We start from the raw sequence: 15,081 nt of genomic DNA, 5'->3' as shown, positions 1-15,081 counted from the left end.
GGGCTTGATTAGCCGACCAGCCCGTTGTCGGTGCGTTTGATCGCAATCACCGACGAACGCGGCGTACCGCCATCGGGCCAATTGCTGCCCGGATGCTGGATGCCAACAAACATGGTGCGCAGGTCGGTCGACCAGGCCAGACCGGTGACTTCACAGCCATTCGGGCTGGTCATGAAGCGCACAATCTCCCCGGTCACGGGATCGCCAACTAGCATCTGGTTATTGCCGTTTCCTGAGAATTCTTCCTCGTTGTCATCATTCCCGTCTGTCTGAATCCAGACCAGACCAGTCGAATCGATGGCCATGCCGTCGGGTGAGTTGAACAGGTTGCCTTCGTTCACATTTGCCGATCCGCCACGGTTATCCGAATGAACAGTTGGGTTTCCGGCCATGACATAGAGATCCCAATCAAAGCCAGTGGCCGCGTGATCTTCATCCGCTGGACGCCAGCGCACGATCTGGCCGTATTTGTTGGCCTCGCGCGGGTTAGGGCCGTTGACTGCAGTGTCATCACCCCCAGCATTTGGCTTAACTCCACGGTTCTTGTTGTTGGTCAGGCAGCAATATGCCTCGACCGCAACAGGGCTTGAGGCCACCCATTCCGGGCGGTCCATTGTGGTGCCGCCCGCAGCCGATGCGGCCATACGGGTAAAGATCAGAATTTCGGCCGCGTCCATGCCGGTTGTTTCCGGCGTCAGCGGCAGCCATTCGCCGCTCATGTCGTCATTGAACTTGGCGACATATAGCGTGCCGTCATTCAACAAGCCCTGAGTGTCGACACCGGGCGCATAGGCCGCGTTCGAGACGAACCTGTAAAGATACTCGCCACGTTCATCGTCGCCCATATAGACCACGACACGACCGTCCGCAGCCAGCGCGACCTCAGCATTTTCATGCTTGAAGCGACCAAGGCCGGTGTGCTTGACCGGAGTGCTGTCGGGTTTGGTCGGGTCGATTTCAACGATCCAGCCTGCGCGGTGCGGCTCATTGGGGTTTTTCGAGGTGTCGAAGCGGGGATCAAACAGCTCGTAACCGTTCCAGCTTTCAGCCTTGATGCCATAGCGTTTCATACCGTCCGCGACCTTCTGATCGTAGCTGGCGTTTTTGTCGGACGAACCAAAGTAGCCGTTGAAATTTTCTTCGCAGGTCAGGTAGGTGCCCCACGGTGTCTTGCCGGAACCACAGTTGTTCATGGTGCCCAGCGACGCGGTGCCTGTCGGATCGGCCTCGGTCTTCAGTAGGTCATGACCGGCGGCGGGGCCGACGATCTTCATTGGAGTGTTGTGGTGGATTCGGCGGTTGAAGGGGCTGTCCTTCACCACAGACCAGCCCTCCGGGCTTTCTTTGATCTCCATCACGGTCACACCCTGAATGTTCTGCAATTTCAGAACGTCATCGGCACGGGTTGGAACACCTTCCTGCGCGGCAGGCAGGTTGATCTTGCGGTTCGGGTACTCGTGGTTGATCGCAATCAGCTCGTGACCCCGGAACGAGAATGTCTCCATCCCATCCGTATTCTCGCCAAAAACCTTGTCCGAGTTTTCAACCTTACCGCCATCGGTCAAATCGTATCCATCGGCCTCGGAAAACAGCGGATCGCCCCAGCGCATTAGCATCTTCCACTCATAACCTTCCGGAACGTGGACTGTCCCATCGGTCTGGGCGGGAATCGGCGTGAAGGCAAAGCGTTGCGCATCGACCGCCTGTGCTGAAGTTGAGCCCAACAAACCAGCGCCCATCGCCGCAGCGCCCGACCCAAAAGCCACAACTCCTGACAGGAAACCCCGTCGCGAGATAGCGCTTTCAACCACGCGGTCGAAGTCGTGTTCATCCGGGCGGGGGAAGTGCAACTCATCCCAATCGTCGGCGGAAAGGGTGGTAAGATCGACGTCTGTCATGGATAGCTCCTGGCTGTCTGAACTAAGAATCGCACCGTGGGTTTAGAGCGATCACATGACAGGAAATTGACAGTCTGAGCAAAGCTTCTTTTGATCTGCGCCGCGTGCAGATTGACGCCGATCTACCTGCGGCGCTGATCAATGTTTAGGCGAATCTATCGCCAAACGACCAGAAGCCTAAGCCGCCTTTGCCTTGCTGCGGCAATAACATGAGGCATGGATAGGCACCGTGGCCCGTGCAGCAGCATTGTCCAGTTGCAGCTTGATATGACGGGCCTCGGTCGTTTCACCGCGACGGATCAGGCATTCATGCAGGCCATGAAGGCTCCAGATATTGCCGGGATGCTGGCAGGCACGGGCGAGCGTGTCGTCCAGACCCAGATCGGCCCGATAGACGGCCTCGGCCTCATCGAATTGACCGTCTTCCATCAACAAGGCACCCAGAGCGTGCCTTGTTGGCTGCATCCATCCCCATGGCTCGTCATAAACCAGATTGTCATCCAACTCGACCGAGCGGCGCAGATGATCAAGTCCGCCTTCACGGTCACCGGATTTGAACGCGATCTCTCCATCCATCATCGCCTCGCCGATCATCAAAACATCCTCGGCGGTGTTGTTGAATACCAGTCGACTTTCCGGGACGGCTTTTCTGGCCTGAACGGCCACTTTGCGTGCATGCGCTGCATCGTCCATACGACCCAAATTGGCCAGAGCCACAGAGCGCGCCTGATGAATTGCGGCGGTGGTATAGCTGTATAACTCCGCGTCGCCGGGCATGGGTTCATCCAGAATTTCCTGCCACATGCCGAAGCGAACCATGACATGGACCTTCTTGCCATAGAAGGATTCGAACAAATCCGGGAAGTAACGGATCACATTGTCCGGCAATAATCGCATCAATTCCTCGGACGCAGCCATCGCCAATTCGGGTTGCCCAAGGAACATGGCCCCATAGGCTTCAAAATGTACGTTGTGGACGCGATAGACGGTATAGAAGTTCTCACCCCCGGCCATGGCTTCATATTTCTTGTCGACCGCTGCGGCTCGGTGATTGCGCCAGACCACATTCTGATAGTCGCCGCACAACACGTCGATATGCGTCGCCATGTGAACTAGATGCCCGCTGTCGGGCACCAGATCGACCAGCCGATCCCCGTGTCGCAGCGCCTTTTCCGGAGTGGGCGACATCTCCATCAAGTGGATATACATATGCAGCAGGCCGGGATGATCCCATGCACCAGGCAAAGATTCAAAGGCCCTTTCCAGCACGGTTTGCGCCTCGGTGGTGGATGCGCCCTCGGCGGGTACGCCATTCTTAAGGTCCCAAAGCTGCCAGGGCGTTCGGTTCATCAAGGCTTCGGCAAACACGGACGAGACGTCCAGATCTTCCGGATGATCGGAATAAACCGCGCGCATCGAATCGGCGAAGGCGTCATTCCACGGTGCATAGTCCTCTATTTCGGGGTCCGACGGGAAATGGTGTGAGATCGCTTCGATCAAGGCCGCCTCAATCGGGGTCGAAGATGTGCGCAGAGCCATCGCCGTTTCGACTGCCTGACGCGCCCGGTCAAGGGTGGCAACCTTTTCATCGGGCTCAAAGAACTCCCATGGTTTGTTGTAATTTGGACCAATCGCATAGGCGACGCCCCAATGGGCCATACTGCAATTCGGGTCATGAGATATTGCCTCTTCGAAACAGGCGGCAGCGGCCTCATGATTATACCCGAACAACCAGATGAGCCCTTGATCGAACAGCTTCTGAGCTTCGCTTGATGAAGTAGTAACAGCACGGCGATACGTGCCGAGGTCAAAATCGGTCATCCTTCAATCCCCCGCTTACTCTCCGCCGAACACCGGCAATCAGCGCCGAACAGCGGATCATCGAATTATAGCACAATTTCGTGAAAGGCATCGCGGAGCGCGGAAAAGGCTTTTCGAGCTATCCAGCCCTCCTTGTCGGACAAGATTACTCATCGGAAAGCAGCCAGCTGTCGCGGTTGTTCGCAAGTGTCGGTGCCGGCAAAATGGACGTATCAATTCTCACCGCGAGGTGCATTTGATTGAAACATCCTCTTGACGACAAATTTTGTATGAAATAGGTGGTGACCTCGCTGAGCGGGCGTTGTGTAGTGGTAAGACCTTAGCCTTCCAAGCTAATGACGCGGGTTCGATTCCCGCCGCCCGCTCCAGCTGATCCCCCACACAGGTTGCGTCATTTAGCCCTTATCGGGCTGCAAAACTTTGTCTTCAGCTTGACCCCAAACATCTCTGACGCCAAGAAGCTGAGATTGATGCCTGATCAGGGCGACCGACCAAAATACAAGGGCCAGACATGGCAAGAACCAACGCCGCCAGTCCAGCGAACAATTCGGCTCCGCGAGCGCAGGAGGAGCGTGCACGGTCTAAGAAAATCGGCGTGCTGCGGTCATTGTGGCCGTTCATGAGGCCCTATCGACTGCTGATGATCGGTGCGACACTGGCGTTGATCCTCACGGCTAGCATGACGTTGACATTGCCCTTGGCTGTGCGGCGTGTGGTCGACAATTTCCGCATCGAAGATGGTGATTTGCTTGAATGGTACTTTCTGGCCGCCCTCGGTATTGCCGGGATTCTCGCCGTGGGTACGGGTATTCGCTATGCTTTGGTGACCCGGTTGGGTGAACGTGTGGTGGCCGATATCCGAAAGGCGGTTTTTGACCGCGTGATCGGGATGAGCCCCGAGTTTTACGAGCGCATCATGACCGGCGAAGTTCTGAGCCGGATCACCACCGACACAACGCTGATCCAATCGGTGCTGGGATCGTCTGTGTCCATCGCGCTCCGCAATCTTTTGATGTTCGTCGGCGGACTGGTGCTGATGCTGCTGACGTCGGCCAAGCTGACTGGGATGGTGTTGCTGCTGATTCCGCTGGTGGTTGTGCCAATATTGGTACTGGGCCGCAGGTTACGGGTGATCAGCCGGGAAAATCAGGACTGGATTGCGGCGTCCTCTGGAAATGCCGGCGAGGCGTTGGGTGCGGTGCAAACCGTGCAGGCTTTTACTCATGAGGACGCCAGCAGGACGCAGTTCGGAGAGATGACAGAAACTTCGTACGAAGTTTCTCTGCGTCGGATCCAGACCCGTGCGATTCTGACCGTCATTGTGATCTTTCTCGTCTTCTCGGGCATCGTTGGCGTGCTGTGGATGGGTGCGAATGATGTGCGTAACGGGGTTATGACCGAGGGTGTGCTGATCCAGTTTGTGATCTATTCGATCATCATGGCGGGTTCAGTCGCGGCGTTGTCCGAAATCTGGAGCGAGTTGCAGCGCGCTGCAGGTGCGACCGAGCGTTTGGTCGAGCTTCTGAACGCTGAAGATACAGTCAACGATCCGTCGCAGGCCAAGGCATTGCCTGTGCCCGTACGCGGAGAGATACGTTTCGACGATGTGACATTCCACTATCCCGCGCGCCCGGACGTTGTCGCGCTGGATCAATTGTCACTGCAGATTAAACCTGGGGAGACAGTGGCCTTTGTTGGCCCGTCTGGTGCGGGCAAGACAACAGTCATCCAGATGATTCAGCGGTTCTATGATCCCGATGCGGGACAGGTCAGTCTTGATGGGCTCGACCTGCGCGAGTTGAACCGTGACGACTTCCGTCAGCACATCGCGCTGGTCCCGCAAGACCCCGTGATCTTTGCCGCTTCGGCGCGCGAGAATATCCGCTTTGGCCGTCTGGACGCCTCAGATACCGAAGTCGAGTCCGCCGCCCGAGCCGCCGCCGCGCATGAGTTCATCTCGGCTTTGCCCGAAGGGTATGACAGCTTTGTGGGCGAACGGGGCGTAATGCTGTCGGGTGGTCAGAAGCAACGTATCGCCATCGCACGTGCCATCCTGCGCGACGCACCGGTGCTGCTGCTGGACGAGGCGACCTCGGCTTTGGACGCAGAAAGCGAACGTGCGGTGCAGGGTGCGGTTGATAACATGAGGGCAGGGCGCACCACTCTGATCGTGGCGCACCGTCTGGCGACCGTTAAGAAGGCAGACCGGATTGTCGTGCTGGAAGCCGGGCGCATTGTGGCGCAGGGTACCCATAACGATCTGGTGGCGCAGGACGGTTTGTATGCCCGCCTCGCACGCTTGCAGTTCACCGACGGGGTGGCTGCAGAATAAAGTGACGCTCCGGCACATCTCGTTTCGCCGTAGCGTCATTCTACATATTCCCGGACCTGATCGCTAAGCCCTTGCTTGCGCATGGTGTGTTTTGCTTCCATCTTGGAGGTGACAAACAAGCCTGTGCGCGACACGGGAGACAGATCAGGGGAGGAGCCACATGGCCTTTGTGGGATTGGAAGACAAGGCGCGCATCGAGCAGGAGATGGCGTGGGAAGATCGGGACGTACCCGTCACCTTCCATCAACTGTTGTCGCGGACGGCGGGCAAGTTCCCGAACCATAAAGCGATCAGCTTTCAGTTGTTGTCCGGCCCGAGCGACAAGGCCGAGACGCTGACATGGTCCGAACTGCTGGGCAAAGTCAATCAGGCCGCCAACCTATTCCGTTCCCTTGGCATCGGAGAAAACGATGTGGTGGCCTATGTGCTGCCCAACTGCAACGAGACGCTGGTCACCATGATGGGCGGTGCGGTGGCCGGGATCGTGAACCCGATCAACCCGTTGCTGGAGCCAGAGCAGATCGCGGCGATCCTGCGTGAGACCAAGGCCAAGGTTGTCGTCACCCTGAAATCCTTTCCCAAAACCGATGTGGCCCAAAAGGTTGAAGAGGCTGTGCGTCACGCTCCGGGTGTCAACACGATCCTTGAGATCGACCTGAATCGCTATCTGACGCCGCCCAAATCCTGGCTTGTACCGTTCTTGCGCCCAAAGATGGGTGATAAAGAAAAGCTGGCCCATGCGGACTACAAGAACTTCCTTGATGAGCTGAACAAGCAGCCTAAAACGCTGAACTTTGAGGATAGCCAGGAAGATCGGGTGGCGTGCTACTTCCACACGGGCGGCACCACGGGCATGCCGAAAGTGGCGCAGCACAAATACTCGGGCCTTATCTACAATGGCTGGTTGGGCAACACGCTGCTCTTTGACGAGAACGACGTCATCATGTGCCCTCTGCCGATGTTCCATGTCTTTGCGGTGCATGTCATCGTGATGGCGGCGGTGTCGTCTGGTGCACATGTGGTATTCCCGACGCCTGCCGGGTATCGCGGTGATGGCGTATTCGACAATTTCTGGAAACTGATCGAACGCTGGAAGGTTTCGTTCATCATCACAGTGCCGACAGCGATTTCAGCCAAAATGCAGCGACCTGTGGATGCGGATATATCCAGCGTTAAAACAGCATTTTCGGGATCAGCTCCGTTGCCGGTCGAACTGTTCCGTCGGTTTGAAGAAGCGACCGGCGTTACTATCGTCGAGGGCTACGGCCTGACCGAGGCCACTTGTCTGGTGTCATGCAACCCCGTGGATGGGGAAAAGAAGATCGGCTCGATCGGCATCCCGTTCCCCTATACGGACGTCAAAATCCTGCAGGACGGGCCGGATGGACCAACCGAGTGCGGCGTAGATCAGATCGGTGAAATTTGCATCTCGAACCCCGGCGTATACGCGGGAAATACTTATACCGAGACCGACAAGAATACGAACCTCTATCATTTCGATAAATACCTGCGCACGGGCGATCTGGGACGGTTTGATGAGGACGGCTATCTGTGGATCACCGGTCGCGCGAAGGACCTGATCATTCGCGGCGGACACAATATCGATCCTGCAGAAATCGAAGAGGCCTTGCTGGGCCATGATGCCGTCGCCTTTGCAGGGGCCATCGGTCAGCCTGATGCGCATTCGGGTGAGGTGCCTTGCGCCTTTGTTGAACTGGTCGAGGGGGCCTCGGTCACTGAACAGGAGCTGATGGACTATTGCAAGGTCCACGTCCATGAACGTGCGGCACAGCCCAAGCATATGACCATTCTGGATGAATTGCCGAAAACCGCCGTTGGCAAGGTTTTCAAACCCGAACTGCGCAAGCAGGCCATCACTCGCATCTACAACGGTGCTTTGGACGCCGCAGGCATTGAAGCGCGTGTCGTTTCGGTAATCGACGACAAGAAGAGGGGTCTTGTCGCGCAGCTTGACGCGAATGGGTCTTCCGAAGACGATGTCTCAAAAGTGCTGGGTTCGTTTACCCGGCCATGGGAGTGGTCTGAATAATTCGGAGGAACAATGGACTATGAACGTCTGATCGACGAGGAGACCTGGGGTTTCATCCGGCGCACAGCCGAGAGCTATCCGGATGATACAGTAGAGATGTCCATTGCTGACCAACGCCGGGTCTATGACGCGATGTGTCAGGACTTCCGCCAGCCGCGCCCACCTGGCATCGAGGTGCGCGACAGGTCCGCCGATGGCGTACCTCTTCGCATCTATAGTGCCGGTGACCCCACCCGGACCGTCATCTATATACATGGTGGTGGGTTCGTCGTCGGGGGCTTGGATAGCCACGATGATGTCTGTGCGGAACTCTGCGCCCAGACGGGCTATCGGATCGTTTCGGTCGACTATCGGTTGTGCCCTGAGCATGTGCACCCGGCGCAGTTTCAGGATAGCTGGACCGCCACGAACTGGGTGGTTCAGGAATACGGAGAGCCGATCGTGCTGGCCGGTGACAGCGCGGGTGGCAATCTGGCAGCAGCCGTTTCGCACCATGGTCGGGGGCGGTTGGAAAATGTGCTGGGGCAGGTCCTCATATATCCCGGCTTAGGCGGAGATATGTCGCAGGGGTCGTATATCGAACATGCCAATGCCCCGCTGCTGACATTGGACGATATCCGGTTTTATGAGACTGTTCGGTATCAAGGGACCACGCCCCAGAACGATCCTACCTATGCACCGTTGCATGACGTCGATTTCTCGGGGCTACCGCCGACGGTGGTGGTGACCGCCGATTGCGATCCGCTGCGCGATGACGGGCAAGCTTACTGTGACCGGATCACAGCCGCAGGTGGGCAAGCACATTGCATCAACGAGGCCGGTTTGGTCCACGGATACCTGCGCGCCCGAACATCGGTCAGGCGCGCCGCTGACAGCTTTGAGCGGATTTCCGTGGCGATTGAGGCTTTGGGGCAGGGGATTTGGTCCTACGACTGAACCGCGTCAGGTCAGGAACGGCTTGGCTTTCATCGTATCCGCCACCGGTGCGCCCATGCGCTGAAGTATGGTTGGTGCAAGCTGTAGCTGGTCTATCACGGTATCGGGATCAGGGCCTTTGGCCTCTCCAAAGTAGTAAAGCGCTGTTTCCTGCTGCAACGGGCTGCGCCCTCCGTGGTGGCCACGTTCGTCTTGTCCATGATCAGCCGTCACGATGACGTCATAGCCCAACTGCTGCCAGCGCGGAATGAACGGGGCCAGCATTTCGTCCATGACAAAACAGGCATGGTCCATCTCGGCGCAATCGTGGAAGAAACGATGCCCCATACTGTCCAGTGTGCAGGTGTGCAGGATGCCATAATCCAGCCCAAAGCGCAGACACAGATTGGTCAGCGAGGCAAACAGATCGACATCACTGGGCGTCATCTGGTTCGCTTTGCCGTATCCCGTCATCGAATGAAATCGACCATGGTTGATGGTCAGGCTGTCGGGCTCGTCATATTCAACGTCGCGGACGTAGTCGAATGGGTGGCGATTGAAGAATTGAGACCAATAGCTGTGGGTGACCGCGCCGGTTATGCCGCCTGCCTCACGCACCTGGCTGAACACATCCTTGTGGCTTAGCCGGAAGACGTTGCCGTTGCCGGTGCAGCCATGCTCTTGCGGTGTGACGCCGGTATGGATCGACGCATAGCAACTGGCAGAGGTCGAAGGCAGTACAGAGCAGAGTTTCCAAACCCGGGCAGCACCGCTGTCGACCCATCCTTCAAGATTGCCAAACAGTCGACGAAAGTTGCGCCAGGGGACGCCGTCGAGGATGATCAAAAGCAGTTTGCGGTCCATGTTCCGGCCCTTGTTTCTGAGTATTCGTTCCGGCGAACCTATGAGATTCGTCCGGCTATGGCTGCGCATTTGCGCCCCAAATAGCAAAATCCCGACGTCTGCTTGTGTTCACAGCGCCGGGAATTTGAATGGTCTTCGGTGTTTCTATGAGAAGGGCGCGGATCAGTTCCCCGCGCTCTCCATTTTGCGGTGAGCGACAACCTCTTCCAGCCAGCCAAGATGCATCTCAGGCACCGAGCTAAGCAGCAAGTCTGTATAGTCGTCGAATGGAGGGCTTAGCACCTGGCTCTTGGGACCGTAGCGAACCACCCGACCCTGGTACATCACCGCGATACTATCGCTGATCGCACGGACTGTCGCCAGATCGTGGGTGATGAACAGGTATGCCACATCCTCGATCTTTTGCAGATCCAGCAGCAGCTTGAGGATACCGTCCGCGACCAGCGGGTCGAGCGCCGAGGTGACCTCATCACAGATGATCATCTTTGGCTTGGCTGCCAGCGATCGCGCGATACAGACACGCTGTTTTTGACCACCTGACAGTTCCGCCGGATAACGATCGATGAACTTCTCGCCCAGTTCGATCTCATCCAGCAGCTCAACGATCCGCTTGCGTTTCTCGGCGCCACGCATGTTGAAGTAGAACTCGAGTGGGCGGCCGATAATCGTACCGACGGTCTGACGCGGGTTCATTGCCACGTCGGCCATCTGGTAGATCATTTGCAGCTCACGCAGGTCTTCACGCGTGCGGCCTTTCAGATCAGAGCTGAGCTTGCGGCCCGCAAAGGTAATCTCACCATCGCGGGGTGGAAGAAGCCCGGTGATGACCCGTGCCAGCGTAGACTTACCCGACCCGGATTCACCCACAACCGCCAGTGTCTGGCCCGGATGAAGCTCGACGTTGACATTATGCAGCACGTCGAAATTCAAGCCTTTGTAGCGTGCGGTGATACCATCGACGCTCAGCACGGGTTCAGGAGTTGGTTTTTTCTCTTCGTGCTCGATTGAGCGGACCGAAACCAGCGCCTGTGTGTACTCTTCTTGCGGGCGGTTGATGATTTGGTCGGTATTTCCGTATTCGACCGTATCGCCCATCCGCAGCACCATGATGTCATCACTGACCTGGGCCACAACTGCCAGATCATGGGTGATATACAAGGCGGCAACGCCCGAGTCGCGAATGGCGTCTTTGATGGCCATCAGCACATCGATTTGGGTAGTCACGTCCAGTGCCGTGGTAGGTTCGTCAAAAACCACCAGATCAGGCTCGGGGCAAAGCGCCAGCGCCGTCATGCAGCGCTGCAGCTGTCCGCCCGAAACCTGGTGCGGGTAACGATCACCGATATTGTCAGGGTCGGGCAGACCCAGCTTGGCAAAAAGCTCACGCGCGCGGGATTCAGCCTCTTTGCGCGAAAACTTCTTCTGCTCAACTGCGGCCTCAACCACTTGATCCATGATCTTCTTTGCGGGGTTGAACGATGCGGCGGCGGATTGAGAAACATATGTTACCTCGCCACCGCGTAGTTTGCGGATATCCCCATGAGATGTCTTGAGGATATCACGCCCGTTTACCCAAACCTCGCCCCCGGTGATTTTCACACCGCCACGGCCATAGGCCATCGAGGCCAGACCGATGGTAGATTTGCCAGCCCCGGATTCGCCGATCAGACCCAGCACCTTGCCTGGCGCGAGGTCAAAGCTGACCCCGTGCACGATCTCGATGTCATGGGGCTTTTCACCCGGCGGATAGACGGTCGCGCCGATTTTGAGGTCGCGGACCTTGAGAAGGACATCACTCATCCCCGGCCTCCTTTCAGCGATGTGGTACGATTCAGGACCCAGTCAGCCACCAGGTTGACCGAGATTGCCAGCGTCGCAATGGCCACAGCGGGATAAAGCGCTGCGCCGATGCCATAGACGATGCCATCCTTGTTTTCCTTCACGATACCGCCCCAGTCAGCCAGCGGTGGCTGGACGCCCAGTCCCAGGAACGACAGGGTCGAGATGAACAGAACCATGAAGATGAACCGTAGCCCGAATTCGGCCACAAGTGGCGACAGCGCATTGGGCAGGATTTCCCGGAAGATGATCCAGGCGCGCCCTTCGCCGCGCAGCTTGGCGGCTTCAACATAGTCCATCACGTTGATGTCCACCGCTACAGATCGCGATAGGCGATACGGGCGGGTGGCATCCAGTAAGCCCATAACAAGGATCAGGATCGGGACGGTCACCGGAACGATGGCCAGAATGACCAGTGCCAGGATCAGAGTCGGGATTGACATGATCAGATCCACCGTACGGCTGAGCGCCTGATCAGCCCATCCGCCCAGTACAGCAGCCAGCAGGCCCAGCGACGTACCGGTCAGAAAGCTGAGCAGCGTCGCCGCTGCCGCGATGAAGATTGTCGTGCGCCCGCCATAGATCATGCGGGTCAGCAGATCGCGACCGATATTGTCAGTGCCTAGCAGATGTTCGGAGCTGCTCGGCTCCCAGACGTCGCCGACGACTTCTGCCATTCCATAGGGTGCAATCAACGGGGCGGCGATCGCCACGAAGAAATAAGCGAAGGTGAAGATAAGGCCAATCAGAGCCGAAAGAGGAATGTTCTTTATCATTTCGGATGCCTCAGTCTTGGGTTGGCAAGGATCGACACGATATCTGCAACCATGTTCAGACCGATATAAACGGCCGCAAACACCACGCCGCAGGCCAGAACAACCGGCACATCACGTTTGGTCACGGCATCCACAAGGTATTGCCCCATACCGGGATAGACGAACACAACCTCGACCACGACAACACCCACGACCAAATAGGCCAGGTTCAGCATGACTACGTTCACGATCGGTGAAATCGCGTTAGGAAAGGCATGGCGGGCAATAACCTGAAATGTGCTGAGGCCTTTCAATTCAGCGGTTTCGATATAGGCCGATTGCATGAGGTTCAGAATGGCCGCGCGCGTCATGCGCATCATCTGCGCCAGCACGACCAGCGTCAGAACAAAGGCAGGCAGTGCGATTGCATTCAACTTTTGTCCAAACGACATAGAATCATTGATCATCGCAAGCGACGAGAACCACCCCAATTTCACTGAGATATAGTAGATCACCACATAACCGATCAGAAACTCGGGGATCGAAACCGTCGTCAGGGTGATGGCTGAAATCAGTTTGTCGGGCCAGCGATTGCGGAACCGCACGGCAAGCAGCCCCAGAAAGATTGCAAGCGGTACGGAAACTATTGCTGCCACGCAAGCCAGGAACAGAGTGTTCCCAAGGCGTTTTCCAATACTCTCGGAGATATCAAGTTTGTTGGTCAGGGATTGACCCAGGTCACCCTGAAGTATGCCGCCCAACCACTCGAAATAGCGTGTAAGGGCAGGCCGGTTCAGGCCCATTTCTTCGCGTAGGTTTGCCAAGGCCTCTGGAGTTGCGGACTGCCCCAGGACGGCTTGCGCGGCGTCTCCGGGTAGGGCTTCGGTTAGGCCGAAAATCAGGGCCGAAGCGCCGAGCAGCAAAAGGAGTCCCAGCGCCAGGCGCTGGGAAACCAATTTGATGATGGGATGCATTATCCGTAGCCCGTTTTAGACGAACCACATTTTGCGGGATATGTTGCCGTTCATCATCTCTTGCGTTGGGTCAGATTCCCAGCCATCCAACTGGTTGCTGACGCCTTCGACAAAGTCGTTGAACATCGGGCAGATCAGGCCGCCTTCGTTGCGGACCATTTGACCCATCTGGCTATAGATGGCTTTGCGTTTCTCAGGGTCGAGTTCCGCCTTTGCTGCAAACAATAAGTCGTCAAACGCCTGAACCTTAAACCTCGTGTCATTCCAGTCTGCGGTCGACAGATACGCAGTCGAGTACATCTGGTCCTGAACCGGACGGCCGCCCCAGTAAGACGCACAGAAGGGTTGAACGTTCCAAACCTCGGACCAGTAGCCATCATTGGGCTCACGCTTGATTTCAAGCGGAATTCCAGCCTGTGCAGCAGTCTGCTGGAACAGAGCAGCAGCATCTACAGCACCTGGGAACGCACCATCGGCAACGCGCAAAATAATCGGAGAGCCATCATGTCCAGATTTCTTATAGTGCTCTGCAGCCTTTTCAACGCTGAATTCGCGCTGTTCGATGGTTTCATCAAACAATGGATAGGCTGAATTGATCGGCATATCATTCCCGATCGAGCCATAGCCGCGCAGAACTTTGTCAACCAATTCTGCGCGGTTGATGGCGTACTTCAGTGCGGTGCGCAGTTCATTGTTATCAAACGGAGCCGTGTCGCAATGCATGATGAAGACATAGTGACCGCGACCAGCGGTTGAATGCACCGTCAGGTTAGGCGCACGGCCCAACAGGTCGGCAACTTTGGGTTCAACGCGGTTGACGGCGTGGACCTGTCCGGACTGCAGTGCAGCGGTCCGTGCCGTCGCATCGTTGATCACAACAACTTCTACGCTGTCAAAATTGCCGAAATCGCTGTTCCAGTGGTTTTCGTTCTTGGTGAACAAGTGACGGACGCCGGGTTCGTCCACTTCTAGTTTGTACGGGCCGGTGCCGATACCTGCCGCCGGATTATCCATGCCGCCATCGGGCTGAATGATGAGGTGATAGTCGGCCATTAGATACGGCAGGTCGGCGTTCGGCTCGGTCAGTGTGACCTGGAAATTATCTCCATCGGCCTTCATCGACTCGATGCCTTTCATGATGCCCAATGCACCTGATTTGGAATCTTCGTTCGAGTGGCGCTGCATAGTTTTCAGCACGTCTTCGCTGGTCATGGTCTTGCCGTTGTGGAACTCGACCCCTTGACGCAGCTTGAACGTCCATACTTTCGCGTCTGCACTTCCTTCGACGCTTTCAGCCAGGCGCGGTTCGATGGTTCCGTCGGGCGCCACTTCGACCAGTTGGTCTCCGAACTGCTTGCCGTTCTGGAACGGGACTGAGCTTGCGTAGGTTGCCGGATCAAGTGAGTTGGTTGATTCACCACCCTGCAAACCGAATTTCAGATCGCCGCCCTTTTTCGGACCAGCGGCACGTGCCGCATCGGCAAACATAGTGCTTGCCATTGCGGCCGAGACACCCAGTGCCGCTGCTTTGCCCATGAATTCACGGCGGGTCAGCTTTCCAGCTGTGACCTGCTTTGACATGTGAGTGAGTTGTTCGTTCATCCAGATTTCTCCCAGTTGATAGGATGTTCAG

Annotated in this window: 10 protein-coding genes and 1 tRNA gene; 4 read left to right on the top strand and 7 right to left on the bottom strand. The window is 56.8% G+C overall.

From position 1 onward, the window contains the following. Positions 1–8: 8 nt before the first annotated feature. Together ACR0AH_RS11015 and ACR0AH_RS11010 are read right to left on the bottom strand one after the other, a co-directional pair. Positions 9–1,898, bottom strand: coding sequence for a PhoX family protein (locus ACR0AH_RS11015; RefSeq protein ID WP_480591951.1), 1,890 nt, complete (start codon positions 1,896–1,898; stop codon positions 9–11). Between the two features lie 177 nt (positions 1,899–2,075). Then, positions 2,076–3,719, bottom strand: a complete 1,644-nt coding sequence (locus tag ACR0AH_RS11010; protein WP_480591949.1) for a hypothetical protein — start codon at positions 3,717–3,719, stop codon at positions 2,076–2,078. Between the two features lie 294 nt (positions 3,720–4,013). On the opposite strand from ACR0AH_RS11010, the gene ACR0AH_RS11005 reads away from it, so the two are divergent. The 4 genes from ACR0AH_RS11005 to ACR0AH_RS10990 all read left to right on the top strand — a co-directional run bounded on the left by ACR0AH_RS11005 (position 4,014) and on the right by ACR0AH_RS10990 (position 9,037). Further along, positions 4,014–4,087 (top strand) — tRNA-Gly (locus ACR0AH_RS11005). 143 nt (positions 4,088–4,230) lie between these two features. Next, positions 4,231–6,051: an ABC transporter transmembrane domain-containing protein gene (locus ACR0AH_RS11000; RefSeq protein ID WP_480591947.1), complete on the top strand. Its 1,821-nt coding sequence runs from the start codon at positions 4,231–4,233 to the stop codon at positions 6,049–6,051. 160 nt (positions 6,052–6,211) lie between these two features. After that, positions 6,212–8,101, top strand: a complete 1,890-nt coding sequence (locus tag ACR0AH_RS10995) for an acyl-CoA synthetase (RefSeq protein ID WP_480562409.1) — start codon at positions 6,212–6,214, stop codon at positions 8,099–8,101. Between the two features lie 12 nt (positions 8,102–8,113). After that, the gene (locus tag ACR0AH_RS10990; RefSeq protein WP_480591945.1) at positions 8,114–9,037 is read left to right on the top strand and encodes an alpha/beta hydrolase; all 924 of its coding nucleotides are present in this window, start codon (positions 8,114–8,116) and stop codon (positions 9,035–9,037) included. Positions 9,038–9,043: 6 nt separating this feature from the next. On the opposite strand, the gene ACR0AH_RS10985 is transcribed toward ACR0AH_RS10990, so the two are convergent. From ACR0AH_RS10985 to ACR0AH_RS10965, 5 genes are all read right to left on the bottom strand, one after another. Continuing rightward, a complete protein-coding gene (locus tag ACR0AH_RS10985; RefSeq protein WP_170732972.1) occupies positions 9,044–9,880 on the bottom strand; it encodes an alkaline phosphatase family protein in 837 nt (278 codons plus the stop codon). Positions 9,881–10,042: 162 nt separating this feature from the next. Continuing rightward, positions 10,043–11,680 (bottom strand): ABC transporter ATP-binding protein, encoded by a 1,638-nt coding sequence (locus tag ACR0AH_RS10980; RefSeq protein WP_480586765.1) that lies wholly within the window; start codon positions 11,678–11,680, stop codon positions 10,043–10,045. Then, positions 11,677–12,492, bottom strand: coding sequence for an ABC transporter permease (locus tag ACR0AH_RS10975; protein ID WP_170392918.1), 816 nt, complete (start codon positions 12,490–12,492; stop codon positions 11,677–11,679). The genes ACR0AH_RS10980 and ACR0AH_RS10975 overlap by 4 nt, the downstream gene beginning before the upstream one ends. Further along, on the bottom strand, positions 12,492–13,448 hold the full coding sequence (locus ACR0AH_RS10970; RefSeq protein ID WP_170392259.1) for an ABC transporter permease: 957 nt from the start codon (positions 13,446–13,448) through the stop codon (positions 12,492–12,494). The genes ACR0AH_RS10975 and ACR0AH_RS10970 overlap by 1 nt, the downstream gene beginning before the upstream one ends. 15 nt (positions 13,449–13,463) lie before the next feature. Then, positions 13,464–15,050: an ABC transporter substrate-binding protein gene (locus ACR0AH_RS10965; RefSeq protein ID WP_170392257.1), complete on the bottom strand. Its 1,587-nt coding sequence runs from the start codon at positions 15,048–15,050 to the stop codon at positions 13,464–13,466. Positions 15,051–15,081 lie beyond the last annotated feature (31 nt).

Source organism: Ruegeria sp. AM5 (assembly GCF_056540645.1).
This window is presented reverse-complemented; position numbering and strand designations above follow the sequence as displayed.

What these genes read in the sequence shown, in the direction of transcription:
- ACR0AH_RS10980 (WP_480586765.1), bottom strand. Translation starts at nt 11,680, where the DNA reads ATGAGTGATGTCCTTCTCAAGGTCCGCGACCTCAAAATCGGCGCGACC.
- ACR0AH_RS11015 (WP_480591951.1), bottom strand. Translation starts at nt 1,898, where the DNA reads ATGACAGACGTCGATCTTACCACCCTTTCCGCCGACGATTGGGATGAG.
- ACR0AH_RS11000 (WP_480591947.1), top strand. Translation starts at nt 4,231, where the DNA reads ATGGCAAGAACCAACGCCGCCAGTCCAGCGAACAATTCGGCTCCGCGA.
- ACR0AH_RS10990 (WP_480591945.1), top strand. Translation starts at nt 8,114, where the DNA reads ATGGACTATGAACGTCTGATCGACGAGGAGACCTGGGGTTTCATCCGG.
- ACR0AH_RS10965 (WP_170392257.1), bottom strand. Translation starts at nt 15,050, where the DNA reads ATGAACGAACAACTCACTCACATGTCAAAGCAGGTCACAGCTGGAAAG.
- ACR0AH_RS10985 (WP_170732972.1), bottom strand. Translation starts at nt 9,880, where the DNA reads ATGGACCGCAAACTGCTTTTGATCATCCTCGACGGCGTCCCCTGGCGC.
- ACR0AH_RS11010 (WP_480591949.1), bottom strand. Translation starts at nt 3,719, where the DNA reads ATGACCGATTTTGACCTCGGCACGTATCGCCGTGCTGTTACTACTTCA.
- ACR0AH_RS10995 (WP_480562409.1), top strand. Translation starts at nt 6,212, where the DNA reads ATGGCCTTTGTGGGATTGGAAGACAAGGCGCGCATCGAGCAGGAGATG.
- ACR0AH_RS10970 (WP_170392259.1), bottom strand. Translation starts at nt 13,448, where the DNA reads ATGCATCCCATCATCAAATTGGTTTCCCAGCGCCTGGCGCTGGGACTC.